This is a genomic window from Gluconobacter sp. Dm-44 (genome assembly GCF_018256175.1).
Taxonomy (GTDB): Bacteria; Pseudomonadota; Alphaproteobacteria; order Acetobacterales; family Acetobacteraceae; genus Gluconobacter; species Gluconobacter cadivus.
On sequence record NZ_JAERLZ010000006.1, the window covers coordinates 62,654 to 88,337 of the forward strand.

Sequence of the window (25,684 nt, forward strand, 5' to 3'; positions counted from 1 at the left end):
ACGACCTTGGTTCTCCAGAAAAACTGGCAGTCCCTCATCAAGCCGGAGAAGCTTGAAGTCGAGCCCGGACCGGTTGCCTCGCGCATCGCCACTGTCGTGGCCGAGCCTCTGGAACGCGGCTTCGGCATGACGCTCGGTAATGCACTGCGTCGTATTCTCCTGTCGTCACTGCAGGGTGCTGCCGTGACCGCCATCCAGATCGATGGCGTGCTGCATGAGTTCTCCGCCGTGCCGGGTGTGCGTGAAGACGTCACGGACATCGTCCTGAACGTCAAGCAGCTTGCTCTTCGCATGCATGGTGAAGGCCCCAAGCGCATGATCCTGACGGCCACTGGCCCGGGTGAAGTGACGGCTGGCCAGATCCAGGCAGGTCATGACATCGAGATCATGAATCCCGATCTGGTGATCTGCACGCTCGATGACGGCGTGAAGCTCGGCATGGAATTCACCGTCAATATGGGCAAGGGCTATGTTGCAGCAGCAGCAAACCGTCCCGAAGATGCTCCGATTGGCCTGATTCCCATCGATGCGATTTATTCGCCAGTCCGTCGGGTTTCCTATAAGATCGAGCAGACGCGTGTCGGTCAGGTCACTGACTATGACAAGCTGCTGTTGACGGTTGAGACCAACGGTGCGGTGACACCCGAAGACAGTCTGGCTCTTGCAGCCCGGATTCTTCAGGATCAGCTGCAGCTGTTCATCAACTTTGATGAGCCGCGTCCGGTCCAGCATGAAGAGCCGCAGGATGACCTGCCGTTCAACCGCAATCTTCTCCGCAAGGTTGACGAACTTGAGCTGTCGGTGCGTAGCGCCAACTGCCTTAAGAACGACAACATTGTTTACATTGGCGATCTGGTGCAGAAGTCCGAACAGGAAATGCTCCGTACGCCTAATTTCGGGCGCAAGTCGCTCAACGAGATCAAGGAAGTTCTCACCGGTATGGGGCTGTCGCTCGGCATGAGCGTCCCAGCCTGGCCGCCCGAGAACATCGAGGATCTGGCCAAGCGTCTCGACGAGACGTTCTGAGAACTTTCAAGGTAAGGAAAACTAGCAATGCGTCATGGTGTGAGCGGGCGTAAGCTCAATGTCACCTCTTCTCACCGCGCTGCCATGTTCCGCAACATGGCCGTGGCTCTCATCAAGCACGAGCAGATCACGACGACGCTCCCGAAGGCGAAAGAACTTCGTCCGGTCGTCGAAAAGCTGATCACGCTCGGCAAGCGTGGTGATCTGCACGCCCGTCGTCAGGCCTTCGCGCAGCTGCGTGACGATGCCGTCGTGACGAAGCTGTTCTCGGCTGTTGCCGAGCGTTACAAGGGACGTGCCGGTGGCTACTCCCGCGTTCTGAAGGCTGGCGTGCGTTATGGCGACAATGCCGATATGGCCGTGATTGAACTGGTCGATCGCGATGTCGCTGCGAAGGGCCAGGACAGCGGACCGAAGCAGAACGTTGCCGCGGAGCAGGAAGCCGCCTGAGGCTCCTGTTTTTGAAGCATTGAAAAAGGCCGGGGCAGGAATGTCCCGGCCTTTTTTGATTCGTGGTTTCTTGGTCACGCAAGTGTGTGATATATAGTCAGCACTCTTTGCAGAATCTTTCCTGTCTCTTTCAGAGACAGTCTGAATTTCCGTTCCTTCACAAGGCGCGGTTTCTCCCTTTTGAAGAATGCTCCGTCGTTCTTTTTCATAGGGGCTGCATCATTCTGAGAAACAGGCCCGAGCACTCTCGTAGGGCCTGCCACGACGCATCGAATATGTATCCCGGCAATGAGGCCCGGATGGGTTCGTGATGCGTCCAGCGTTTGGAGAGCGTTATAATGTCTGAATCTTCCCCTCCAAAACATGGGTTGGCGGAAACCCTTGGAATACCCAGAGCCCTGTTCTGGGCGTTCGTGGGACAGCTCCTGTTCATGGTCGGTGATGGTGTGGAGGCGGGGTATCTCGATACCTACATGCTCCATCATGGCCATACGCAGGGTTTCGTGAATGAAATGTTCACGTTTTATGGCATCACTGTGATGATCGCCGCCTGGTTCTCCGGGCCTCTGTCGGATCTCATGGGACCGAAGAAAGTCATGTGGCTTGGCCTCATTCTGTGGAGCGTGCTTGAAGTCGGGTTTCTGGCTCTGGGACTTGGGCCAAACAGTGGGCCGATGATTCTGCTGTTCTATACGCTGCGAGGGTTTGCATACCCGCTGTTTGCGTATGGCTTTCTCGTCTGGATTGCTGCTGCAACGCCGACAGCCATGCTGGGCTCGGCCGCGGGCTGGTTCTGGTTTTCCTTTTCAGCAGGTCTGCCCACTCTGGGATCGCAGTTCGCACGCTTTGCCATTCCGGAAATTGGCGAGCTTCGCACCTTCTGGTGTTCCCTGGGGCTTGTGATACTGGGTGGTCTTGTTGCGCTGCTGTTCACGCATGAACCGACGGGTAAGAAACGCCTTCTGCCGGACCATATTCCGACCAAGGATATTTTCTTTGGCTCCATGAGCATCATGTGGCGTGAGCCGAAGACGCTGATCGCCGGTATCGTCCGCGTGATTGATACATCTTCGGAATATGCGTTTCTCGCAATCATGCCCGCGTTTTTCGTGGATCATCTCGGCTTTTCTCTTGCCCAGTGGCTGAACCTCCTGTCGCTCATTTTCCTGAGCAACATCCTGTTTAACCTTGTCTCGGGCATGGTGGCCGATACGCTTGGACACCGGTTTGTCGTGGCCGTTTTCGGTGGGATCGGTGGTTTCGTAGCCATTCCGCTGTTTTATTATGTACCGCTCTGGTTTCCGGGAAATTTCTGGGCCGTGGCCGCAGCAGGAATTTTCTATGGCGCGACCGTCGCGGCTTTCGTGCCGCTGTCAGGCCTGATGCCGCAGATCTGCCCACGCGAGAAAGCAGCGGCATTGTCCATCCTTGGTTTGGGCGCCGGTGCGTCCACATGGGTCGGACCGGCTGTTGTTGCTGGTTGTGAAGCGGTTTTCGGACCGGGCATGCAGTATGTGATCTGGACGTTTGCGGTGATCTATCTGCTGTCTGCCGGGATGACGATGGCTCTGACCATCTCTCCTGAAGCGCAGCGCTATAATGAAGAAGCCGCACGTCGGGGCGAAGATGCTCCAGCAGTCGGTCACTGAGTGGACGGTCTGATTCAGATCATCCCTTAAGTGTTCTGACGATGTAAAAGAAAAGGCAGTCCGATAGCGGGCTGCCTTTTCTTGTGTTGGGAGGATGTCATGGCGGGAAGAAGATTTACGAGCACGGATTCGGAGCGCTTGCAGCCCGGGATGATCGAGAGTTGCTGTAAAAGCGCGCTCGTAACAAAAATTTCTCGGGTAACAAAAGAAACGGAAGCACTTGTCAGTGATCTGATGGTGGATCAGCCACTCTTCTGGCTGCTGGCTGCATCTTTTATCGGGTTTTTCCTGGGAAAGCGTCTTTTAAGAAGAAATTAAACTTCCGCACGTGCGTGACGTTACGACATGACCACGAACTCTTGGGCAAGGAACTGCCGTCATGCTGCACTACGCGATTGTTTTCTTCATCATTTCCATCATCGCCGGCGTTTTCGGTTTCTCAGGCATCTCTGCCGCCACAGCAGGTATTGCCAAGCTGTTTTTCATTCTCTTTCTGGTCCTGGCGGTGCTGGCCATTCTCGCAGGTGTGGCAGGACTGCACGCGCTCTGATCACCTGATACGATGCTGATATGAAGAGGGCGGGTGCCGATGGCCCCGCCCTTTTTTATGATCTTTAGTTCCCGTTCTTGTCCCTCTGGATGAAGGAAGGCAGGAACGGATTATCCGTCTGAAGCGAACTTTTGCTTGGAAGCTGTTGCGTCGTCCAGCCTCCGCCCAGATCCGTCATGAGCTTGACCTCGGCGAGAAACTGCTGCTGCCGCACGCTGAGCTGGGTTTCCTGATACTGAAGGGCGTTCTGTTCGGCGGTGATGACTGTCGTGTAAATCTGCGTTCCGGCGAGATACTCGTTCATGGACACCTGAACGGCGCTTTCGGCGGTTTTCACGGCAGCATTCTGTAAGGCAAGCTGCTGATCGAGATAGCGCAGGCCGGACATCTGGTCCTCGGTGTCCTGAAGGGCTGCGAGAACCGTCTGGCGGTAGGTGGCAACGGCATTGTCGTAATCGGCTTCTGCGCTGCGCACCGCAGCAGAACGCGCGCCGCCTTGGAAGATGGTTTCACTTGCAGCCGCACCGAGGCTCCATGTGCGCGTAGCGGTCTGGATCAGCTGTTCAAGAGGATTGCCGCTATAGCCATAGGACGCGGAGAGCGTGACCTGTGGGAAGAACGCGCCGATCTCGTACCCGATTTCCGCATTATAGGCTTCCATATTGCGCTCTGCCTGTGCCACGTCCGGACGACGCTGAAGCAGCATGGAGGGCACGGCGACGGGTGCGGCGGGGATCGTCTCAGGGAGGGGAGAGGCTGCCAGCGTGAGTTCTGCCGGGGCACGGCCCGTCAGCATGGCGATGGCGTGCTCGTACTGCGCGCGGGCAATATGGGCGTTTGACAGGCTGGCCTGCGTCGATTGCAGCAGGTAGCGGGCCTGAAGAACGCTGGTCGGATCAGCGACACCGGCATCAAGCTGGTTCTGGAGGATTTCCAGATTGTGGCGATAAAGATCCACGTTACGGGCATAAAGCGCAATCAGACTGTCCTGATAGCGCAGATCGAAATAATCCTGTGCGAGCTGGAGCTGATAGGACAGCCGCATGTTCGCAACGAGGGCGGCGTCAGCCTGGGTGGCGGCCACCTGCTGCTGAACCTGCCGACGGATCATGCCCCAGACGTCCACGGTCCAGCTTGCGGACGGTCCGGTGGTCCATGTGTTGGACGTGTAGGACTGGCTGGACGTGTAGGGAATGCCGTTACTGGCATTCGAGGTGCTGCCGCCCTGTGAGTTGCGGTTGAAGCTGAACTTGCCGCTCAGGGTCGGGAAAAGCTGCGCGCGGATCGAATCAATCGTTGCGGCCGCCTTGCGGTACTGCGCTTCATATTCTTTCAGGCTCTGGTTGGACGTGGCCACGCGTTCTTCAAGGTCGTTGAGAACGGGATCGTTGAAGATCGTCCACCAGTCTCCTTTGGGCATTTTCGCAAGATCGGGGGCAGCCATCTGCCAGCCCGGCGGCGGAGGCGCTTCCTTGAATTTGGCGGAGATGATGGCTTTCGGACGATGATAGTTCGGCCCGACCATGCCGCCGATACAGCCGCTCAGGAAAGGCAGGGTCGCCGCCCCCAGCAGGGCAGTGCGCAGGGTGGATTTACGGAGGGCGGGCATCAGGACTGTGTTCCCCGGGCTGAAAGATGGAAAAAAGAGGCGACGTGGGCACGCAGACGGCCCATGGCGCGCCCGAACCGGTCGAGATACAGGAAAATGACGGGCGTGCTGTAGAGCGTCAGCAACTGGCTGACGACGAGGCCGCCGAGAATGGCGATCCCCAGCGGTCGGCGGAGTTCGCAGCCATATCCGTTGCCGATGATGAGGGGCACGGCACCGAACGCAGCGGCCAGAGACGTCATAAGGATCGGGCGGAAGCGCAGATGGCTGGCCTGACGGATGGCCTCTCTGGCCGACAGACCCTCACGCTGTGCCACGAGGGCGAAGTCGATCAGCATGATGGCGTTTTTCTTGACGATACCGATGAGCAGGATCACGCCGATCATGGCCATGAGGGAGAATTCCTCGCCGCAGATCTGAAGTGCCAGAATGGCGCCGACGCCTGCGGATGGCAGCGTCGAAAGGATCGTCAGGGGATGGATCAGGCTCTCATACAGGACGCCCAGCACGATATAGACGGCGGCGAGGGCGGCGAGAATCAACAACACTTCGCTCCCTGCGGATTTCTGGAAAGCGGCCGCATTGCCCGCAAACCCTCCATGAATATCTGACGGGACATGCAGCTTCACCATGGCGGCCTGTACGGCATCCACGGCCGTGCCAAGCGAGACGCCGGGTGCAAGGTTGAAGGACACGGTCGTCGCGACGGATTGTCCTTCATGGCTGACGGTCAGGGCCGTATTGGTGTTGCGCTGCCGTGAGAGGACGGATAGGGGGACCATGTTGTCCACGCTTGTGGCGACGGCTGCACCGCTTGATGCCGATTTTCCACCTGCCAGCGCGTTGGCGACCGAGTTCTGATAGGACTGCTCACTCTGCGACAGGGTTGTGACAGCCGTTGTGGCGCGGGCGCGGATGTTGTTCGACGCCGTGCCGCCTGCTGCTGTTCCGCCGGATGTGCTGATCCACATCTGTTGCAGCATCGACGGGTCCTGCCAGTAGCGGGGCGCTGCTTCCATGATGACGCGGTACTGGTTGAGGTTGCCGTAGATAATGGAGGCCGCGCGCTGGCCGAACGCGTCATAGAGCGTATTGGAAATGAGCTGTGGCGTGACGGAATAGCGGGCTTCCGTGTCGCGGTTGATCGCGATGTTGATTCCCTGACCGCCCTGTTCCACGTCCGATGTCACGTCCATAAGTTCCGGCAGTCTGGAAAGCGCGGTTACGATCTTGGGAGTCCATTCGAACAGGTCTTCGGCGGAGGGCCCCTCAAGCGAATACTGATAGGCGGCGTCTCCGGGCCGCGAGCCCGTCCGAACGCTGCCGGGAGCCATCAGACGGAGCTGCGCGCCGGGAATGTGGGAGAACCTGCGGGTCAGGCGCTGGATGGTGGTTGCAAGATCGTCCGTACGTTCGGATTTGGGCTTAAGTGCGATGAACATGTTGGCCGAGTTGGCCGAACGCCCGCCGACACCGCCCATGACGCCCACGACATCTCGGTCAGACGCGACGCTTTTCATGGCCTTGACCACGATTTTCTGAAGCGCCTGAAACGAGATCGACTGATCGGCAACCACACGTCCCATGATCTGCCCGGTGTCTTCGGAAGGGAAGAAACCTTTCGGCATTTTCACATACAGCACACCGGCCAGCACCAGAGTGGCGGGCAGGGACATCGCGATCAGGAACTGATGCCCCAAGGCCCAGTCCAGCGATTTGCCGTAACCCGACGTGGTGGCGCTGATCATGCGTTCGAGGAAACGGCCGGTCTTCTTCCACAGGCCCGGACCGTTATCGTCCGTGTGGGTCAGAAGCTGGGCGCTGATCATGGGTGTCAGCGTCAGGGACAGGAGCAGCGAAATGCAGAGCGTGATGACCATGGTCATCGCGAACTCATGGAACAGCCGCCCCGCGATCCCGCCCATGAGCATGATTGGCGCAAACACCACGATCAGCGAGACCGTGATCGAAACGACCGTGAACGCGACTTCGGTCGTGCCTTTGATGGCGGCGTCCCGCCGGTTGTGACCCATCTCCATGTAGCGCGCGATGTTTTCCAGAACGACGATGGCATCATCGACCACGAAGCCCGTCGAAATCGTCAGGGCCATCAGTGACATGTTGTCGAGCTGGTACCCCATCAGCGCCATGGCCCCGAAGGTCCCGACGATCGAGACCGGCACCACGATGGCCGGAACCATGATGGCGGACAGACTGCGCAGGAACAGCAGGACGACGACGACGACGAGCACGACGGCAATGACAAGCGTCTGTTTCGTATCGTCCAGAGAGGCCCGGATCGTCTTGGAGCGGTCGATCAGGATCGAAATATTGGTATTGCCGGGCAGGGCGGACTGAAGGGCTGGCAGGCGGCCGCGAATGCCGTCAATCGTCTTGATGACGTTCGCGCCACCCTGCGAGAAGACCGTACAGATAATGGCGGCATTTCCGTTCAGATACCCCGCCTGACGGAGATCTTCGACGCTGTTCCTGACGTCCGCCAGATCCGTCAGGCGGACCGGCTGGTTGTTGCGATAGGCGATGACCAGATCGCGATATTCTTCCGCATCCGTCGCCTGATCGTTGGTGGAGAGCATCATCCGCTCGCCATTGGCATCCAGAAAACCTTTGGGCGTATGGGCATTGGCGGAGGCGAGGGCGGCGCGCAGATCTTCGAAGCCGATCCCGTAATGGAACAGGCGCAGCGGATTGATTTCAACACGCACCGCGGGAAGGGACGCTCCCCGGATTTCCACATCACCGACGCCCTGAATCTGGCTGAGCTGCGGGATGAGGATGTTGCTTGCGAAATCGTAGAGTTCCTGCGGCGTCCGGGTGCTGGACGATAGCGTCAAAGCGAGGATGGGCGGACCGTTGGAGTTCGCCTTCATATAGGTCGGGTTGCTGCGCAGACTGGTGGGCAGATCCTGTCGTGCGCCTTGCAGGGCCGCTTCCACGTCACGCGCAGCGCCGTTAATGTCCCGCGACAGATCGAACTGAAGCGTGATGTGCGTTTGGTTGACCATGGATTCCGAGGTCATTTCCGTGACGCCGGAAATCGCCCCCAGATGCCGTTCCAGAGGCCCTGCGATCGTGCTTGCGATTTCGGATGGAGAGCCACCGGGCTGGTTCGCGGTCACCATGATGACCGGAAAGTCCACGTCCGGCAGATCGGCGACGGGCAGGGCGAAATAGCCCATAACGCCGCCGATCACGAGAGCGACCGCCAGCAGCGTCGTGCCAACGGGCCTCAGGACAAAGAGGCGAACCAGATTCACGGAGCGCCTGTATGAGGGCTTGGAGTCTGGGGCTGCGACGGTGGGCTATGGCGGCGGTGGCGCTGTATGAAGGCGCGCGTTTTCGTTCCCAGTTCATCCATGAACAGATAGATGACGGGCGTGGTGAACAGGGTCAGAAGCTGGGACATCATCAGGCCGAAAACGATGGCCACACCCAGCGGTCGGCGCAGTTCGGAGCCGACACCCGTGCCGATCAGCAGAGGCAGGGCACCGAACAGGGCGGCCAGCGTCGTCATCAGGATCGGACGGAAGCGGAGCATCGCCGCCTGCTTGATGGATTCAAGCGGCGTATGGCCCTCCAGACGTTCGGCTTCGAGGGCGAAGTCGATCATCATGATGGCGTTTTTCTTCACGATACCGATCAGCAGCACGATGCCGATGATGCCCATGATGTCGAGATCCATCCCGAACAGATAGAGCCCGATCAGCGCACCGATGGCGGCGGAAGGCAGGGTGGAGAGGATCGTGATCGGGTGGATATAGCTCTCATAGAGAATACCCAGCACGATATAGACCGCGATCACGGCTGCCATGACCAGCCAGACCTCGTTCGATAGCGACGAGCGGAAGGCAGCCGCCGTGCCCTGGAAAGCAGTCTGGAACTCCGGCGGCAGGCCGATCTGCTTTTCCACACGCTCGATGGCGTTGGTCGCAGCCCCCAGCGAATAGCCGCTGGCGACGTTGAACGACACCGTCGTGGCCGGGAACTGGCCGAAATGGCTGATGAGCAGTGGGGCGAGGACATGCGTCATCGTCGTCACCTGCGACAGCGGGACAAGCCCCGATGTCGGCTGGCGCGTCGGGCCGGACGTGCTGCCACCGGCCTGCGAGGAAATGCCCGGCAGGTAAAGCTGGCTCAGGGATGTCAGGTCAGTCTGGAGTTTCGGATCGGCTTCCAGAATGACGCGGTACTGGTTGGACTGCGTGTAGATCGTCGTGATCTGGCGCTGGCCGTAGCTGTCATACAGCAGATTGTCGACCGTCTGCGGCGTGATGGAGTATCGCGCGCCGGTTGGGCGGTCGAGCGAAAGCTGGGCGACCAGACCCTCGGCCTGAAGATCGGACGTGACATCGCGCAGCGACGGTTCCTTGCGCAGGGCATCCACGAATTTCGGCACCCAGATTTTGAAGGTGTCGTAATCCGGATTTTCCAGCATGAACTGGTACTGCGTGGCGGAAATCGAGGAATCCAGAGACAGGTCCTGAATCGGCTGGACGTAAAGCTGCGCCCCGATCACCTGATCTCCGGTGGAGGACAGGCGATGCATGATGGCTTCAAGGCTGGACGTCCGCTGGTCACGCGGTTTGAGGTTGATCAGGAAGCGCCCGACATTCAGCGTCATGTTCTGGCCGTCGATACCCACGAAAGACGAGATGCTGGCGACATCCGGGTCTTTCAGGATCACGTCTCCAAGAGCGGCCTGACGGTTCTTCATGCCTTCAAAGGAGATGGCCTGCGACATCACGGAGATGCCCTGAATGACGCCGGTATCCTGTGTCGGGAAAAAGCCTTTGGGAATGGTCCAGGCCAGAACGCCGGTCAGAACAATCGTGCCCAGCGTGACCAGAAGGGTCGTGACGCGGAAGCGCAGCACGACATCGAGCCAGCGTCCGTAACCTGCGATCAGGGCGTTGATGCCGCGCTCGGTGCTATTGGACAGGCGGCTCCAGACCGTGTTTTTCGTGGATGGCGCATGCGTGTCAGACAGCAGGCGCGCGCACATCATCGGTACCAGCGTCAGAGCGACGACGGCTGAAATGATGATGGTGATGGAGAGCGTCATCGCGAATTCATGGAACAGACGCCCGACGACGTCCTTCATGAACAGCAGGGGGATCAGCACGGCGATCAGCGAGACCGTCAGCGAGATAATGGTGAAGCCGATCTCCCCCGCGCCTTTGAGCGCAGCGGTGTAGCGGTCTTCCCCGGCCTCGACGTAACGGGCGATGTTTTCGATCACGACGATGGCGTCATCGACGACGAAGCCGGTCGCGATCGTCAGAGACATCAGCGACAGATTGTCGAGCGAGAAGCCCAGAAGATACATCGCCGCAAGCGTGCCAATCAAAGACAGCGGAACGGACAGGCTGGGAATGATCGTCGCCGGAACATTCCGCAGGAACACGAAGATCACGCCCACCACGAGGAGCATGGCGAGCGCCAGTTCGTATTCCACGTCGCTGACCGAGGCGCGGATGGTGGTGGTGCGGTCCGTCAGAGGTGTGACGTCGATGCCCGGCGGCAGGTCGAGCTTGAGCTGCGGCAGGACGCGCAGGACGTTATCCACAACGCCAATAACGTTTGCGCCGGGCTGGCGCTGCACGTTCAGGATCAGCGCAGGCGTGCGGTTGGCCCAGGCGGCAAGCTGTGCGTTCTCCGCGCCTTCAACGACTGTCGCAATGTCGCGCACGCGGATCGGACCGTTGTTCTGATACGCGATCACCTGATTCATGAGCTGTTCGACGGACTGGATCTGACCGTCGATGCGCAGGGACGTGGAGCGCTTGGGGCCGTCGAATGTGCCGGTTGGGGAGTTGACGTTGACCGTGCTGATGATGGTGCGCAGCGTATCGATTGCGATGCCGTAAGAGGTCAGCTTCGGAATGTTGACCTGAATCCGGTACGCCTTGCGATTGCCGCCCGACAGGGTGACAAGACCGACGCCGGAAATCTGGCTGATCTTCTGTTCAAGCCGCGTGTTGACGTAATCTTCGACTTCAGGAAGCGGCAACGTCTTCGACGTAATGCCGAGCGTCAGGACGGGGGTGTCCGCCGGATTGACCTTCGCATAGATCGGAGGGGCGGGCAGATCGCTCGGCAGCAAGGAGGTGGCGTTGTTGATCGCGGCCTGAACTTCTTGCTCGGCCACGTCCATCGACATGTCCAGCCCGAAGCGCAGCGTGACGACCGAAGCCCCACCGGAAGACTGGGACGTCATCTGGTCCAGCCCGGCCATCTGGCCAAGCTGGGTTTCCAGCGGCGCGGTGACGGACGTACTCATCACGTCCGGCCCGGCACCCGGATAGAATGTCGAGACCGTGATCGTCGGATATTCGACCTGCGGCAGGGCTGAGACGGCCAGAAAATGGTAGCCGAGCAGACCGCTCAGCAGGATGGCGAACATCAGAAGGCTGGTGGCAACCGGGCGCTCGATGAACAGGCGGGACGGATTCACGATCTTGATGTTCCCTGTTTGACTGTTCTGAATGGCGATCAGTGGTTGCCGGTGTCGGCGGACGAGGACGGGTCGTTCTTCTGCTGAGGCGCATCCGAACTCTGCTGTCCGTCACGATGATGACGGTGCTGGCTGGCGCTCTTGTGCTCGGCTTCCGTCGTCTGCGCTGCTGCGGACGAGGTGTCGGGGATGGAGACCTTCTGGCCGGGGCGCAGATGGCTGACACCATCCGTCACGATCCGGTCGCCGCGGCTCAGACCCTTTTCGATCACGGCGTTCGTGCCATCGGTCGTGCCGACCGTCACGGGCACGACTTCCACGGTCATGTCAGGCTTGACGCGATAGACAAAGCGTCCGTCCGGGCCTGTCTGAAGAGCATTTGCGGGCACAAGCAGTGCGTCATGCAGCGTCGTGACCAGCAGATGCGGGTTGACGAACTGGTTCGGGAAGAGGTGCTCGTCCTCGTTCGCAAAGATACCACGCATCCGGACCGTACCGGTTGCTGTGTCGATCTGACTGTCGAGCGCCTTGACGGTGCCGGTGGCGATTTTGTGAGTGTTGTCGCTGTCCCATGCTTCGACGGACAGCTCGCCGGTCTTGTCCAGATATTTCATGACCTCCTGAAGCTGGTTCTGCGGAACCGTGAAGATCACGGAGATGGGCTGCATCATCGTCAGGATGGTCAGACCGCCGGACTGGCCAGCCGTCACATAGTTGCCGACGTCGAGCACGCGAATACCGACACGGCCTTCGACAGGCGCAATGATGTGACAGTACATCACGTTCAGTTCGGCATTGCGGACATTGGCCCGGTCGAATTCGACCTGACCTTCAAGCTGCTGCACCGTGAACTCCTGATCGCGCGCTGTCATGGCGGAGGTCGAGTTCTGTTTGATCAAGCGCTGGTAACGGGCGTTGTCCACACGGGCCTTTTCAAGCTGCGCCATATCGGCGGCCAGTGTGCCGCGATACTGGGCGAGCGTGGCCTCATAGGGGCGCGGGTCGATCAGTTCGAGTTCGTCACCCTTATGGACGTGCTGGCCTTCCTTGTAATAGACGGCCGAGATATGGCCGTTGACGCGCGGCGTGATCGTCACGTTTGTCACGGGGACGACTGTGCCGAGTTCCTGAAAGATCACGGGCATGTCGCCAGTATGGACGGTTGCGACAGCAACGGGCTGCACGCTTCCATCGGCTGCGGCACCACGACCATGTTTGTGTGTCGCGCCATGAGGGCGGAAGATCGCGAACAGGATCAGAAGAGCAATCAGAAGAACAACGCCCCAAAGGATCCAGCGCCGACGGCGGGACCGCGCAGGAGGGGGAGAAGACTGGGCGGTGCTGTTCGTAAGGCGGTCGCTGGAGCTGGCCGTCTGCTGATCCATGGTGGTTCTGTCTTTCCGCATAGCAGAGCACAGGGCTCTCAGGCGACGATGTTATGTGTTTTCATGCTTATACGGCAGGAGGCCAGCGCCTGCCATGACGCGACCTTAAATCCTGTTCAGTTTTGGTAATGAAAATCAAAATGACCGAAAATGATACGTTTCGTTACATTTATGGATATGAGGTTGGCCGCAGGGCTTGTCTCTTTTCGGTGCAACGATCATATCGGGTTGGAACCGGATGTCTCTGTTATGCGTTTGCATTGAGGACAGGTTAATCCGGACAGAGGAGAACAAAATGGCCGATACAACTGAAACGAAGGTCGAAGGCCTTGTGGATGAAGCCAAGGGCAAGCTCAAGGACGGTTTTGGCGGCTTGACCGGCGATACGAAGCTTCAGGCCGAAGGCAAGTTCGATCAGCTTTCCGGCATGGCACAGCAGGAATTCGCCGATCTGTACGACGAAGGCGAAACCAAGCTCGAAGCCGCAACGGCGTTTGTGCAGGATCGTCCGCTGATCTCGCTGGTGATCGCCACAGTTGTCGGAATGATCGTTGGTGGTCTGCTGTTCGGTCGTAAAAGCGACTGAGGCCCAACAGGCGTTTCGACCATAGGGACGTCTTTGTGCTAAAAGCCTTCCGGAGTAATCCGGGAGGCTTTTTTTCATGGAATGGTTTTACGACAACAACGGGCAGCAGGCCGGTCCAGTCTCCCGTGAGGAAATCCTGCGTCTGATCATGCAGCGGCAGATCAAGCCCGAAACGCTCGTCTGGACACAGGAATTCGGCGCAACATGGCGTCCGGCCAGCGCCGCGGGGCTTGTCTCTCCGCTGACGGGGCTATTGCGGATGTCTGCGGGGAGTTCGGAGCACTGGGCCTGGGCGCTTCTGGTGGGGCCATGGCTGATCCAGCGCCTGACGCTGCTGATCCTGGACTGGCGTCAGATCCCGGATAGTGGCCGGGTAGGACCGCTGTCCGTCGTCGGGATGATGTCGCTGCTCCTGTTCTTCATATCGTTCATGCTGGACCGTAATTCCCTTCGCGAAAGCGGAAAGACGCCGCCGGGTTTCTGGTGGTGGCTGTTTCTGCCGGGATATTTCTGGAAGCGGCGCCAGATCGTCGGTCGCGGGCTGTCGCTGCTGATCGTCAGCCTTGTGCTTCTTGCCGTCAATGTGACGGAGAAAATCTATCAGTTCCCCCAGATCGAGAAGGAACTTCAGATGCAGCACGGACACGCGGAGCAGCCCGCCCCATCGCCTCCGTCAGAGTCCGGTCAGGAGAACCAGCAGGAAGAGCTCTGACACCGTAGGCAAAGAGTCTTTCCCACCACACTTGACATATTAAACTTAGAACTCCTGCATTTTTGGGCTTCCCTTTCGAGTCGCCATGATTCAAAACCGATTCGGTCACCTGATTTCGCGGTGATCTGTCGGGGAGACACTCAGAAATGCCGGATTACGCCCTTGAATCTGCCCATGGGGGGCTGGTCGTCGGGATCGACGAAGTCGGGCGTGGTCCTCTGGCAGGACCGGTGGTGGCTTCTGCCGTAGCTTTTACGGCACAGCCGTCTGACACTCTGGCTGCCCTTCTCGATGATTCCAAGAAACTGACGGCTCGACGCCGGATGCTCGCCTATGAGGCCCTGATGGCCGACGAACAGGCGCTGATCGGCATTGGTGCGGCATCCGTTCTGGAAATCGAGCAGATCAATATCGCCCAGGCCTGCTATCTGGCCATGCGCCGGGCCCTGTCCCGGCTCGGCCGGATACCAGACCTTGCCCTTGTGGACGGCAAACATGCCCCGAAACTCCCCTGTCCCATCAAAATGGTGATCGGTGGCGACGGGATCAGCCTGTCCATTGCCGCAGCCTCCATCATCGCAAAGGTAACGCGCGACCGCCTGATGGCGCGTCTGGCCATGCGCCACGATGCTTATGGCTGGGAGCGCAATGCGGGTTACGGCACGGCCGCGCATATGCAGGGCCTGAAACTCCGTGGGGTGACACCTCATCACAGGCGCGGTTTCGCGCCGATACGAAACATGATTGAAGCAGAGGCACACGCAGCATGAGCGGTGAATTTCCCGTCGACCAGATCCTGCGTGGAGAATGCATCGAAACGATGAAGACGCTGCCCGATGGGAGCGTGGACTGCATTTTCGCCGATCCGCCGTACAACCTCCAGTTGCGCGGTGAACTTCGCCGTCCGGACGAGACTGTCGTGGACGGCGTGGATGACGATTGGGACAAGTTCGCGGATTACGCGACCTATGACCATTTCACGCGCGAATGGCTCAGAGAAGCACGCCGGATTTTGCACAAGGACGGCACGATCTGGGTCATCGGCTCCTATCACAATGTCTTCCGTCTGGGCGCGATCATGCAGGATCTGGGGTTCTGGATCCTCAACGACATCGTCTGGCGCAAATCCAACCCGATGCCGAATTTCCGCGGGCGGCGCTTTACGAACGCGCATGAGACGCTGATCTGGGCGGCACGTGGTCCGCAGAGCAAGTATCGGTTCAACTATCAGGCTATGAAGGCCCTGAACGACGACCTTCAGATGCGCTCGGACTGGTACCTGCCGCTCTGCACGGGCAATGAGCGTCTGAAGAACGAACATGGCCTGAAACTGCATCCGACGCAGAAGCCGGAAAGCCTGCTGCATCGTGTTCTGGTGGCCTCGACCAATGCCAATGATGTGGTGCTGGACCCGTTCTGCGGCAGCGGCACGACCCCGGCAATGGCCAAGCGTCTGGGGCGTCATTACATCGCCATCGAACGGCACCCGGATTACGTCAAGGCCGCGCGGGAGCGTGTGGCGCGGGAAGAGCGCCTGACCTCCGAGCAACTGGCGACGACGCCAGCACGGCGCGAAATGCCGCGTATCCCGTTCGGAAGTTTCGTGGAAACGGGTGTTCTGCCAGCAGGGACGGTGCTCTACGATCGGCAGAAGCGTCTGAAAGCGACCGTGACACCCGACGGCACGCTCGTATCGGGCAACCAGCGCGGCTCTATTCACAAGCTCGGCGCAGGTCTGACGGGCGCGCCGTCCTGCAATGGCTGGACGTTCTGGTATTTCGAGCGCGACGGCCAGTTCGTTCAGATCGACGTCCTGCGTCAGGAAAGTCAGGCGCTGCGCAACGTCGGCTGACGGAGAATCAACACTCATAAAAAAAGCCGGAGAATGTTCTCCGGCTTTTTTTATGTCTGGATCAGGAGCGTTTAGTGCCCTGCAAAGCCGAGGAAGCCGATTGAAGGATCGGCCTTGCCGCCGCTTGCGTCGAAATGCGAGGAAGCGGCGGCGGCGGCGCGTTTGGGGGTGACGGATTTCCCGCCGATCGTCAGATGACCGCTGCCGTTCTTCATCTCCACACCCTGATCGGACACGCTGTTTTCGATCTTTCCGTCCGGATTATAGGTCCGCATCGACAGAAGCAGGAACATGATGTCCTTGCGGTTCAGATCGATGGCCATGTCCAGCGGTGTCTGGTCCAGAACATTATGCCCACCCATATCGGCGCCGCGGTTGAGTGCTTCTTTTGCCGCGTTGAGCGAGCCACGATTGATGGCATCGAACAGGGCGACGGTTGGGTTTACGTCAACGCGCGCATGGCCAGCGTCGTCGTCGGAGGCTTCTGCTCCCGGAAGGGCGGAAGGCGGCGCAGCGCGCTGGGCGGCCTTGCGGGCTTCAGCTTTCTTCTGGTTGGCCTCGGCTTCCTGTTCAGCCTCGGCGTCGTCGGCATCCTGAGCCTGGGCGTGATGCCAGGGTACGAGAATCGTCGGCGTCATTGCCAGAGCGGCAACGAGCAGCAGGCGGGGCAGGGTGGGGAGCAGTCGCATAAAACCAATATACTGTGATCGTTCGTCCTGCGCGAGTCTGCAGATGCCTCTCGGAGGTGCCGGATTGTGACATTTTTTCAATGACCTTCCCGCCACCAGCCAATTGCGAGGAAAATCAGCGCTGCAAGGAGGGCCGCCCATGCCGGAACGAGGTCCGTCGTCCGCGTCTCACCTGCGACGGCCGCCGTGGTGACGGGAAGCCCCATCCAGTCCGAGCCGCTCATGGCCGAGCCGATGGGAACCTGTTTCAGATGGGGCGTATGATCCGCAACCCACGCCACGGTTCCTCCCGATGCCTGAGCACTGGCGCCCATGATGGTCGCGGTGGCGCGCAGGTCCTGCCGCTCGATCGGGTCGTGGGAAACGGGGCTGGCGAAAGCAACCAGACCATCCTGCCGGATACTCCAGATGCCGGGCATGGTGGCGGTCAGCGTGGCGTGCCAGACGCCATCGGTCTGTTTTAGGGTAACGGGCGTGCGTTTTCCGTCCGGCGCGGTGACGAAGGCCTCAGGCGAGACAGCCTGTCCCGCAGCGTGGCGCTCTATATCGAGTTGGCCGTTTTCGATCCGGGCGGTGAGGCGGTTTTCCTCAAGATCCGGCTCTTTCATGAGCCAGTGTGAGAGCCGCCGCAGAAGCTCGGCCTGCGGTCCACCGCCGCCTTCGCCACGAGACCAGAGCCAGAGCTGGTCAGACATGAGCATGGCCACGCGCCCCCGATCAACACGGTCCAGTAGCAGAAGCGGCGCGCCGTCCGGGCCATGCATCAGGTCTTCGCCGTGTGACTGGTCTGCACGGAGGGCGCGATACCAAGGGCCCCAGTCTTCCGTCAGGCCAGCCGTGACGGGATGCGTCTTGCCCAGAGCAGTCAGGGACGGACGGAAAGCCTGTGTGACGACCCCGTCCGTCCCGACATGGGCCGGAAGAATCTGTGCGAGGCTGGTATCCTGAAGGGTGCCCTCCTGCGTGAATTCAGGTCCTGCCGTCACCAGCAGTCCGCCGCCGTTGCGGACATAATCGGCGATATTGGTCAGGTACTCGTCCGGCAGGATGTTGCTGTTGCGAAAGCCGTCCAGAATGATGAGATCGAAACTGCGGATCTTTTCCTGAAACAGTTCGCGAATGGGGAACGGAATCAGCGCCAGATCCGACAGCGGGGTGCCATCATCCGTGTTGGGGGAGCGCAGAATGGTGAAGTGGACGAGATCCACGGACGGATCGGCCTTCAGCAACCTGCGCCAGACGCGCTCGCCCTGATTGGGAACGCCGGAGACCAGCAGCACCCGCAGCCGGTCACGCACGCCCCGGATCCGCACAACGTCGCTGTTGTTTTCCGTAGAGGCTTCGCCGGCCAGCGGAGAGACGGACAGGCCGACAAGTGTTTCGCCGGGATGCTGGACCGGGACCGTGATGTCCTGCGGCGTGCCGGTCCGGATCGGGCGGGTTTGCGGCGGGGCATCGCCTGAGCGAATCGTGAGAAGCGCGTCGGCCGCACCCGGAGCGCCCAGATCGTCGACCTGAACGCGGATCGTGGCGTTCTGTCCGACAATGGCATATGGCGGCGTGCTCAGGATGCGCAGACGACGGTCCTGTTCCTCGCCCCGGGCTGTCAGCAGAAGATGCAGCGGAAGTTTCTGTCCGTCCGGTCCCTGAAAGCGTGCCGGGAGATGGGCCGGAACGTCATGATCCATGCCGTCCGTCACGACGATGGCACCTGCGAACCGGCCCTGCGGCAGATCCGCGTGGTCCAGCGCCTCGAACAGGCGGGTGCCATGGCCCGTGCCGCCGGGAACATCGACGCGATGCAGGGTCAGGCCCGGAATATGGGCCGCATCCTGCATGATCTGCCGTGCGGTCTGATCCGCGATGGTCGTGCGGGGGCTGACCTGCATCGAGGCCGAACGATCCACAACCAGCAGCGCATCCTGCGGCACCGGACGAAGCACCGGATGAAGTGCGCGCGGCCCGGACAGCCATCCCAGCAGGGCCAGAACAGCGAGAGCCCGCCAGAGCATTCCGCGCGCACCGCGCAGGGCACCGTAAAGCGCGCCTGCAACACTCAGTGCGGCCAGCGTCGCCAGCAGCCAGACGGGCAGCATCGGAGAAAGATCGAACATCATGGTGCGTCCTCCTCGTCGGCGGTGTCGGGACTGGTTGTGGCGGGTGTCGCATCCGGGCTGCCGAGGCGGCGGAGCATTTCAGGATACTGGGCCTGATCGTTCTTGTAGTTTCCGGTCAGGGCGTAGAGCACCATGTTCACGCCGAAACGATAGGCCTGCGTGCGCTGGTCTTCGCCCCCGGGAATGACGGCGAAGGGATGGTTGCCCGAGCCGTCTACGGCCCAGGCATGGGCCCAGTCGCCATTGCCGATGATGACGGGGCTGACGTCATCATTCGCCTCGTCTCCGTTGCGCGCGACATAAACTGGCTGCCCGGCAACGCGACCGGGAAAGCCGCTGTGCAGCAGATAGAAGGTATGGGCCAGAACGTGCTTGTCCGTCAGCTTGGCGAGTGGCGGCACGACGAGGCCATCGGTCACGCGCTGTAGCGCGGCGCGGGCTGCTGAACTGGTGCCGGAATCCGTGTCGGTGCCCGCGCCCTGTTCGTCGATCAGCAGGATCCCGCCGTGTTCCATGAACGTATTGAGTGCTTTCGTGCGTTCGGGATCGGGCTGCATATCCGGTGTGATGGGCCAGTACAGGAGCGGATAGAATGCCAGATCGTCCTTGCCCGGAACAACGCCGTCGGGATGGCCGAGTGTCGCGGAACTGCGGGCGCTCGTATAATCGGAAAGGCCCTGAAGCCCTTCGCGGGAGACGGCGTCGATATCGTCATGGCCCGTAAGAACATAGGCCAGCCGCGTTTCGAGCGCGGCCTGCGGCACGGTTGCCGGAAGCGGAGGCGTTGTCTGTGCCGGAGTTTGAGCATGGGCCATCGGCAGAAGCAGAAAGCCTGCTACTGCCAGAGCGCCAAGCAGACCGCGCCGCCGCAGGGATAGGATCAGATCCAGCAGCAGCAGCAGCAGACCCGCCGCCATCAGCGCAGGACCGATCGGACGATCCGCATGCGCGCCATCAGGCGATATCCGGGTGCCGAGCAAAGGTTCCTCCACCATCGGCGAAGCAGCATCACCGAGATTGAGCGCGCGCGTTCCACGAGCTGGACCATAAAGCCCAGCAGGATGCGTGACGGAAACAGCCGTATGCGCCAGATCCGCAGCGCGGATGGAGCGCGCAGCCTGTGGCGGCATGACGAGCCCGCCATCGCTCCCGATGATACGCCATGGCGCCAATTCCGCCGGACCGCCGCCTGCCACGCCAGCGGAGCGTTCGATCAGACGCTCCAGCATGTCGGGAAATAGCCCGGAAAGCGGCACATTCGACCAGTCGGGTGAGGGCGTGACATGGAACAGGACGATCTCGCCATTGCCTTCGGCGCGCGCGGTTACGAGCGGGGTGCCATCGCTCAGGGCCGCCCAGACATGATCCGTCAGCCCCGTCTCGGGCTTGGCCAGAACCTGTCGCGAAACGGTGACATCGGGCGGAATCGTCAGGTCCGAAAACGGCGAGGTCTCGGGGAAGGGCGCCAGCGTCTGGGGTTTCCCCCATGACATCGGGCCGCCCAACTGACGCATCCCGCTCATGAGATGGACGGGAAGGAGCGCATCGGAGGTCGCGTCGGACGCGGCGGTCTGATCGGCCGCGAGACCGGGGCCTGCGAAGCGGACGAGCATCCCGCCATGACGCACCCAGTCCAGAACGCGATGGCGCGTCTGCTCGCCCGAAAGCGCCCCATCCGTTGCGATCAGAACCGACAGGGGCGCGCCCAGCAGGGCCGTGGCGTCGCCGCTATGCAGGTCCGCAATCGGTTGCAGGGCGCGATTCAGGAAGAATGCCGATCCGACAAGAGGTGTCGCGTCGCCGGGCGTCTGGAGAATACCGACCGGGCGGCGGTGATCGGCCTGTCCCATCAGATGCACAGCAGCAGGACCGGTCGCGCCTTCAAGTGTCAGACGGTCGAGCTGATTGCGTAGCAGGGCCGGGAGGGAGAGCGTCTGGTCCTTCCCCGTCGTGAGAGGATAGGCCGCAAGCGTGCCGCCATTGGCGTTGACGGCATGCAGCGTCACGGTCCGGGTCGGGCAGGGCAGCGTATCGACTGTCGCATGAAGCGCGCCGTCCTGACCTGTCGCAGCGTCAAGGCGCAGGATGTCACAGCCGTTCCAGCGCATGTCCTGAACGGACCGTGCCTTTGCGAGCGCGCCCCGCAGCGCGTCGTCTCCTTTCGCAGCCAGACCGTCCGAGAGTACCATCACGCGCTGGTCCGATAGATCCCGCCCCCCGAGCAAGACGGCCAACGCTTGACGGTCCGTTGGCCAGGGCTGCGGACGCAAATGTGAGAGATGTTCGGACAGGGCGTGGGGGTCATGCGTCGTGAAGGGTTCGGGCATTGCGCCGTCCGGCGCGCGCGCGGCGTGGAGGAACGTGACGTCCTGACCGTTGCGGATCGCGGTTTCGCCAAGCGCAAGCGCTGCGGAAATACGGTCGGTCCAGTGCGGAATGGCGGCCCAGCCATCATCGAGGATGAGGGTCAGTGGTCCGTTGCCGGTTTCGGCCTGATGTGGCGTCAGGACAGGACGGGCCAGCCCGAAAATGACGAGGGCCACCGCCACCATGCGCAGAATCAGAAGCCAGAGCGGGGAACGGGCGGCGTCCTCCCGCCGGGCCGTGAGCCGGTTCAGGATGAGCAAGGACGGAAAGGACTGTTCCTGCGGCGCGGGTGGGGTTGCCCGCACCAGCCACCACAGCGCAGGCAGTGCGAGCAGACCAAGCAACAGGAACGGAGCAAGAAGGATCATCGGCCGCCTCCAAGCGCCATGTGCAACGCTAGAAGGGCCGGAAGCGGGTTCTGCGACGTATCATGCACGATGCAGTCGGCATGGAGCGACGCCGCACTCTGTTTGAGGGCCGCGAGATGCGCGTTCATCGCCTGCTCATAGGCCGGGCCGAGGCTTTCCATGGCGGGAAGAGTCAGAACACCCCCTTCGAGTCCTTCAAACCGGATTCGGCCGGAGTGTTTCAGCTCCCGCTCTGCCGGATCGAGAATGCAGAGGAGATGGGTTCGTACCGGGCGGCTGGCGCAGGTTTTGAGGAACGTGTCGATCCGGTCTTCGTCCCACAGAAAATCGCTGATTACGACCAGATCGGACCGTGGAGGAACCAGAGACATGCGGGGAAATTCCGGCTCATCCGCATCCTGACGCAGAAGGGATGCCGCCAGTCGCGGGAGAACCTGACGTCCGGCAAGGGCGCGTCCAGCCTCGATTCCGGTCAGCAGACCCGCGCGTTCGCCGCCGCGCAGGGACGCGGAGGCCAGCGCCAGCGTGCAAAGCTGCGCGCGTTCGACTTTGGTGGGCAGGGTATCGGAAGACCGCCACCTCATGGAGGGCGACGGGTCACACCACAGCATCAGCGACTGGGCGTTTTCGCGCTCGCGCTCACGGACCCAGAACGTGTCTTCAACTGGCGAGCGGGCAGACTGACGCCAGTCGATGGACGTTGCGGGCTCGCCGGCATGATAGGGCCGGAACTGCCAGAAATCCTCGCCCGGTCCTGAACGTCTGCGGCCATGAACGCCGCTTTGCAGGCTTGCGGCAATCTTTTCGGCTTCAAGAACGAGCGCGGGCAGGGGCAGGCTTTCCGCCTGCGCAGTCGGAGCGCCGGAACTGGCGCCCCGGTTGCGGCGGAAGAAACTGCGCAGGGTATCGGACGGACTTTTCACGGCGATCAGAGGAGAGCCTGAGCCTGCTTGCGGATCAGGGCTTCGCTGTCCGTTCCGGCGGCACGGGCGCCAAAGCCCAGCCCGATACGATGGGACAGGACCGGGCTTGCAAGGGCGACAACGTCATCAAGGCTCGGTGCCAGACGGCCATCCAGCAGGGCGCGGGCACGGGTGGCGATCATCAGCGCCTGAGCCGCACGCGGACCAGGGCCGTAAGACACCGCCTCCCGTACCTCCGGCGAGGCGGATGGATCTTCCGGACGCAGCGAACGCGTCAGGTTCAGGATGGCATCCACGATCTGATCGCCGACCGGCAGACGCCGGACAAGGTTCTGGGCGGCGAGCAGACTTTCGGCATTCATCAGAGCCGAGACAGTCGGCGTCGTGGCGCCTGTCGTCTGAAGCAGCATCTGCCGTTCCGCGTCCCGGTTCGGAAAGCCGAGGCTGATCTGGAGCATGAACCGGTCGAGCTGGGCTTCGGGCAGGGGGTAGGTGCCTTCCTGCTCGATCGGATTCTGGGTCGCGAGAACATGGAACGGGCGCGGCAGGGCATAGTCCTTGCCCCCCTGCGTGACCCGACGTTCCGCCATGGCCTGCAACAGGGCGGACTGGGTGCGGGGGCTGGCGCGGTTGATTTCGTCGGCAAGCACAAGCTGGCCGAAGATCGGGCCGGGCAGGAAGCGGAAGGCACGTCGTCCGTCAGCATCCTGATCGAGAATTTCGGCGCCTGTGATGTCCGACGGCATCAGGTCGGGCGTGAACTGGATGCGCGTGGCCTCCAGACCCAAAACCTGTGACGCCGTGTTGACCAGCAGGGTCTTGCCCAGACCGGGCGCGCCCATCAGAAGTGCGTGACCACCAGACAGGATCGTGACAAGAACCTGTTCGATGACGCTGTCCTGACCCAGAACAATACTGCCGATGGCCTGACGGACATGATGGAGAACCGGAGCCAGACGATCGGCTTCAGCCACGTCCGCCTCGCCCCGCAGGGTGCCGGCGGAGACGCCGGAAGAATATTGCTGCTCGCTCATAGTGCCAGTCTGACAGGTGTGGGGGTTTCATCAAGGCTCGATTGCACCCAAGTTGGTGTGAGAAGAGAGTTTTTATGCAGTTGGAGGGAAAATTGAGCGATCATCAGTTCCGGCAGGCGGCCCGGCCTGACGTCTTCGCGGCTCCAGATCCGCTGGTGGCACCGTCATCCTTTCCCGACTGCTCGTCCACGGGCCCTCGAAAGCTGCCCTTTCTGATTCAGCGCGACGGGACGTGGCTGTATCGTGGCTCTGCGGTAAAGCGCAAAGCCATGCTGTGCATGTTCTCGTCCATGCTGACCCGCGACCCCGAAGGCATCTACTGGCTGAAAACGCCGATGGAACAGGGGATCATTCAGGTCGAGGACGCCCCGTTCGTGGCGGTCGAACTGGATTTTCGCGGAACCTGCGGGCGGCAGCAGAATCTCTGTTTCCGCACCAATATGGACGAACTGATCTGCATCGGCCCCGAACATCCGTTGTCCTGTGACTGGGACCGGCCTTCGGAAGAGTGTGCGGGGGCGCCTTACATCCATGTGCGGGATGGCGAAGGCGCCTTGCCAATCCAGGCACGGGTGACGCGCGCGGTTCATTATGAACTCGCGGCTCTCGCCGTTCCCGGTCATGTAAAAGGAAAACCCTGTCTCGGTGTGTGGAGTCAGGATTGCTTTTTCCCCCTTTCGCGGCCTGCATGACACAGAGCTCTGGTCTGCTGGAGCGGCTGCCGGATCGGAACGGTCTGGACCGGATCTGGAGCGTCCTGCCTGAAGCGCGTCTTGTCGGCGGGTCTGTCCGTGATCTGCTCGCAGGCGTCCCTGTCCATGATCTGGACCTTGCGACTCCAGAGCCTCCCGAGGACGTTCAGCGTCGGCTGGAAGGTGCGGGAATTCGTGTGATTCCGACTGGCCTGTCCCATGGAACGGTAACAGCGGTGCTGGATGGTGTTCCGTATGAGATCACGACCCTGCGCCGGGATGAAGAAACGGATGGACGTCATGCGGTTGTGGTCTGGACGCAGGACTGGACGGAAGACGCAGCCCGGCGCGATTTCACGATCAACGCCATGTCGCTGGATTGTCATGATCGTCTCCATGACTATTTTGGAGGACAGGAGGATCTGAAGAAGCGTCAGGTCCGTTTCGTGGGAGACGCATCGCGCCGGATTGCAGAAGACGCCTTGAGAGCGCTGCGTTTTTTCCGGTTCGACGCCCGTTATGGAAACGGCAATCCTGACCGCGCCGCCTGTAAAGCCGTGTCAGAACAACTCGGGCTAATTGGGACGCTTTCTGCCGAACGTGTTGCGTCTGAACTCTTTAGAATTCTGTCGGGTCCGCGCCTTGCGGAAACAATCGCAGCAATGGCGGCGGTTGGACTCTTGCCGGTGATCCTGCCGAACCCGGACCCGGCCGATTTGAACCGTTTGCTGAACTGCGGTGTTCCGGCAAACCCCCTGCTCAGGTTATTTGCTCTCTGCCACGAGAGCAGCCGGGCGTTGCTCGGACGACTGAAACTTTCCAATGCGGATGCGTCAAGAGTTGAAGTCTGGGCCTCAGACAGACCCGTCTTGTCGCCGGGCATGTCTGACGATGACCTGAGACGGCTGCGCGCGGAGCAGGAGCTGGATCCGCTTGTGGAGCGGAGCTGGCTACAACAGGCCCGTCTCGTGGGCGGACCTGACAGCACCTGGGATCGGTTTCGCTCCAGATTGCAGGCGCTGCCACAGCCGCAGTTCCCGTTATCGGGCAAGGATGCTCTTGCTCAGGGGATCCTGCCGGGGCCGGGAATGGGGCAGTGGCTGAAAAAAGGCCGGGACTGGTGGATGGCGCAGGGATGTCTGCCGGATCGGGCGCAGTGTCTGGCCTATCTTGCCGGATATCCGTGAGATCGCGGTTTCG

General features: G+C 60.9%; 19 protein-coding genes. 10 read left to right on the plus strand and 9 right to left on the minus strand.

Annotation, left to right across the window (positions count from 1 at the left end):
- Positions 1 to 6 precede the first annotated feature (6 nt).
- From JK213_RS08885 to JK213_RS08900, 4 genes are all read left to right on the plus strand, one after another.
- The gene (locus JK213_RS08885; protein ID WP_011251942.1) at positions 7 to 1,026 is read left to right on the plus strand and encodes a DNA-directed RNA polymerase subunit alpha; all 1,020 of its coding nucleotides are present in this window, start codon (positions 7 to 9) and stop codon (positions 1,024 to 1,026) included.
- Between the two features lie 27 nt (positions 1,027 to 1,053).
- A complete protein-coding gene (rplQ, locus tag JK213_RS08890; RefSeq protein ID WP_099286909.1) occupies positions 1,054 to 1,476 on the plus strand; it encodes a 50S ribosomal protein L17 in 423 nt (140 codons plus the stop codon).
- 338 nt (positions 1,477 to 1,814) lie between these two features.
- Positions 1,815 to 3,125: an MFS transporter gene (locus tag JK213_RS08895; protein WP_194262302.1), complete on the plus strand. Its 1,311-nt coding sequence runs from the start codon at positions 1,815 to 1,817 to the stop codon at positions 3,123 to 3,125.
- A 379-nt stretch (positions 3,126 to 3,504) separates the two neighbouring features.
- Positions 3,505 to 3,675 carry a DUF1328 domain-containing protein gene (locus tag JK213_RS08900; protein ID WP_194262303.1) on the plus strand — a complete coding sequence of 57 codons (171 nt, stop codon included), beginning with the start codon at positions 3,505 to 3,507 and terminating at the stop codon, positions 3,673 to 3,675.
- 64 nt (positions 3,676 to 3,739) lie between these two features.
- Here the strand turns inward: JK213_RS08900 and JK213_RS08905 are convergent, their stop codons facing one another.
- Genes JK213_RS08905 through JK213_RS08920 form a run of 4 tightly spaced genes read right to left on the minus strand, consistent with a single transcriptional unit; the run spans position 3,740 to position 13,144 of the window.
- Entirely contained in the window at positions 3,740 to 5,284 is a 1,545-nt protein-coding gene (locus JK213_RS08905) for an efflux transporter outer membrane subunit (protein WP_194262304.1), read from the minus strand.
- Positions 5,284 to 8,562, minus strand: coding sequence for an efflux RND transporter permease subunit (locus JK213_RS08910; RefSeq protein ID WP_194262305.1), 3,279 nt, complete (start codon positions 8,560 to 8,562; stop codon positions 5,284 to 5,286). The genes JK213_RS08905 and JK213_RS08910 overlap by 1 nt, the downstream gene beginning before the upstream one ends.
- Complete coding sequence (locus tag JK213_RS08915; RefSeq protein ID WP_194262306.1) at positions 8,559 to 11,759, minus strand: efflux RND transporter permease subunit; 3,201 nt, start codon at positions 11,757 to 11,759, stop codon at positions 8,559 to 8,561. The genes JK213_RS08910 and JK213_RS08915 overlap by 4 nt, the downstream gene beginning before the upstream one ends.
- A 38-nt stretch (positions 11,760 to 11,797) precedes the next feature.
- The gene (locus tag JK213_RS08920; protein ID WP_194262307.1) at positions 11,798 to 13,144 is read right to left on the minus strand and encodes an efflux RND transporter periplasmic adaptor subunit; all 1,347 of its coding nucleotides are present in this window, start codon (positions 13,142 to 13,144) and stop codon (positions 11,798 to 11,800) included.
- Positions 13,145 to 13,439: 295 nt separating this feature from the next.
- Between JK213_RS08920 and JK213_RS08925 the strand changes: the two genes are divergently transcribed.
- The 4 genes from JK213_RS08925 to JK213_RS08940 all read left to right on the plus strand — a co-directional run bounded on the left by JK213_RS08925 (position 13,440) and on the right by JK213_RS08940 (position 16,294).
- Positions 13,440 to 13,730: a CsbD family protein gene (locus tag JK213_RS08925; protein ID WP_194262308.1), complete on the plus strand. Its 291-nt coding sequence runs from the start codon at positions 13,440 to 13,442 to the stop codon at positions 13,728 to 13,730.
- Positions 13,731 to 13,806: 76 nt separating this feature from the next.
- Positions 13,807 to 14,442, plus strand: a complete 636-nt coding sequence (locus tag JK213_RS08930; protein WP_194262309.1) for a DUF4339 domain-containing protein — start codon at positions 13,807 to 13,809, stop codon at positions 14,440 to 14,442.
- 146 nt (positions 14,443 to 14,588) lie between these two features.
- Positions 14,589 to 15,212: a ribonuclease HII gene (locus JK213_RS08935; protein WP_194262310.1), complete on the plus strand. Its 624-nt coding sequence runs from the start codon at positions 14,589 to 14,591 to the stop codon at positions 15,210 to 15,212.
- On the plus strand, positions 15,209 to 16,294 hold the full coding sequence (locus JK213_RS08940) for a DNA methyltransferase (RefSeq protein WP_194262311.1): 1,086 nt from the start codon (positions 15,209 to 15,211) through the stop codon (positions 16,292 to 16,294). Before JK213_RS08935 ends, JK213_RS08940 begins: the two co-directional genes overlap by 4 nt.
- A gap of 71 nt (positions 16,295 to 16,365) precedes the next feature.
- Here JK213_RS08940 and JK213_RS08945 read toward each other — a convergent pair whose 3' ends face one another.
- The 5 genes from JK213_RS08945 to JK213_RS08965 all read right to left on the minus strand — a co-directional run bounded on the left by JK213_RS08945 (position 16,366) and on the right by JK213_RS08965 (position 23,792).
- Positions 16,366 to 16,983 carry an ankyrin repeat domain-containing protein gene (locus JK213_RS08945; RefSeq protein WP_194262312.1) on the minus strand — a complete coding sequence of 206 codons (618 nt, stop codon included), beginning with the start codon at positions 16,981 to 16,983 and terminating at the stop codon, positions 16,366 to 16,368.
- Between the two features lie 77 nt (positions 16,984 to 17,060).
- Positions 17,061 to 19,100 carry a glutamine amidotransferase gene (locus JK213_RS08950; RefSeq protein ID WP_194262313.1) on the minus strand — a complete coding sequence of 680 codons (2,040 nt, stop codon included), beginning with the start codon at positions 19,098 to 19,100 and terminating at the stop codon, positions 17,061 to 17,063.
- Complete coding sequence (locus JK213_RS08955) at positions 19,097 to 21,835, minus strand: DUF4159 domain-containing protein (RefSeq protein WP_211571360.1); 2,739 nt, start codon at positions 21,833 to 21,835, stop codon at positions 19,097 to 19,099. The genes JK213_RS08950 and JK213_RS08955 overlap by 4 nt, the downstream gene beginning before the upstream one ends.
- Positions 21,832 to 22,758: a DUF58 domain-containing protein gene (locus JK213_RS08960; RefSeq protein WP_211571361.1), complete on the minus strand. Its 927-nt coding sequence runs from the start codon at positions 22,756 to 22,758 to the stop codon at positions 21,832 to 21,834. The genes JK213_RS08955 and JK213_RS08960 overlap by 4 nt, the downstream gene beginning before the upstream one ends.
- Positions 22,759 to 22,763: 5 nt before the next feature.
- Positions 22,764 to 23,792: a MoxR family ATPase gene (locus JK213_RS08965; protein ID WP_211571362.1), complete on the minus strand. Its 1,029-nt coding sequence runs from the start codon at positions 23,790 to 23,792 to the stop codon at positions 22,764 to 22,766.
- Positions 23,793 to 23,944: 152 nt separating this feature from the next.
- Here JK213_RS08965 and JK213_RS08970 point away from each other — a divergent pair, with 152 nt between their 5' ends.
- Both JK213_RS08970 and JK213_RS08975 read left to right on the plus strand, forming a co-directional pair.
- Positions 23,945 to 24,484: a DUF1285 domain-containing protein gene (locus JK213_RS08970; protein WP_228125490.1), complete on the plus strand. Its 540-nt coding sequence runs from the start codon at positions 23,945 to 23,947 to the stop codon at positions 24,482 to 24,484.
- The gene (locus tag JK213_RS08975; RefSeq protein WP_194262317.1) at positions 24,481 to 25,671 is read left to right on the plus strand and encodes a CCA tRNA nucleotidyltransferase; all 1,191 of its coding nucleotides are present in this window, start codon (positions 24,481 to 24,483) and stop codon (positions 25,669 to 25,671) included. Before JK213_RS08970 ends, JK213_RS08975 begins: the two co-directional genes overlap by 4 nt.
- Positions 25,672 to 25,684: the final 13 nt, after the last annotated feature.

Excerpts from the sequence above, each read along its gene's own strand:
- rplQ (WP_099286909.1), top strand. The coding sequence starts at position 1,054 with ATGCGTCATGGTGTGAGCGGGCGTAAGCTCAATGTCACCTCTTCTCAC.
- JK213_RS08895 (WP_194262302.1), top strand. The coding sequence starts at position 1,815 with ATGTCTGAATCTTCCCCTCCAAAACATGGGTTGGCGGAAACCCTTGGA.
- JK213_RS08900 (WP_194262303.1), top strand. The coding sequence starts at position 3,505 with ATGCTGCACTACGCGATTGTTTTCTTCATCATTTCCATCATCGCCGGC.
- JK213_RS08905 (WP_194262304.1), bottom strand. The coding sequence starts at position 5,284 with ATGCCCGCCCTCCGTAAATCCACCCTGCGCACTGCCCTGCTGGGGGCG.
- JK213_RS08920 (WP_194262307.1), bottom strand. The coding sequence starts at position 13,144 with ATGGATCAGCAGACGGCCAGCTCCAGCGACCGCCTTACGAACAGCACC.
- JK213_RS08925 (WP_194262308.1), top strand. The coding sequence starts at position 13,440 with ATGGCCGATACAACTGAAACGAAGGTCGAAGGCCTTGTGGATGAAGCC.
- JK213_RS08930 (WP_194262309.1), top strand. The coding sequence starts at position 13,807 with ATGGAATGGTTTTACGACAACAACGGGCAGCAGGCCGGTCCAGTCTCC.
- JK213_RS08935 (WP_194262310.1), top strand. The coding sequence starts at position 14,589 with ATGCCGGATTACGCCCTTGAATCTGCCCATGGGGGGCTGGTCGTCGGG.
- JK213_RS08940 (WP_194262311.1), top strand. The coding sequence starts at position 15,209 with ATGAGCGGTGAATTTCCCGTCGACCAGATCCTGCGTGGAGAATGCATC.
- JK213_RS08945 (WP_194262312.1), bottom strand. The coding sequence starts at position 16,983 with ATGCGACTGCTCCCCACCCTGCCCCGCCTGCTGCTCGTTGCCGCTCTG.
- JK213_RS08950 (WP_194262313.1), bottom strand. The coding sequence starts at position 19,100 with ATGATGTTCGATCTTTCTCCGATGCTGCCCGTCTGGCTGCTGGCGACG.
- JK213_RS08955 (WP_211571360.1), bottom strand. The coding sequence starts at position 21,835 with ATGATCCTTCTTGCTCCGTTCCTGTTGCTTGGTCTGCTCGCACTGCCT.
- JK213_RS08965 (WP_211571362.1), bottom strand. The coding sequence starts at position 23,792 with ATGAGCGAGCAGCAATATTCTTCCGGCGTCTCCGCCGGCACCCTGCGG.
- JK213_RS08975 (WP_194262317.1), top strand. The coding sequence starts at position 24,481 with ATGACACAGAGCTCTGGTCTGCTGGAGCGGCTGCCGGATCGGAACGGT.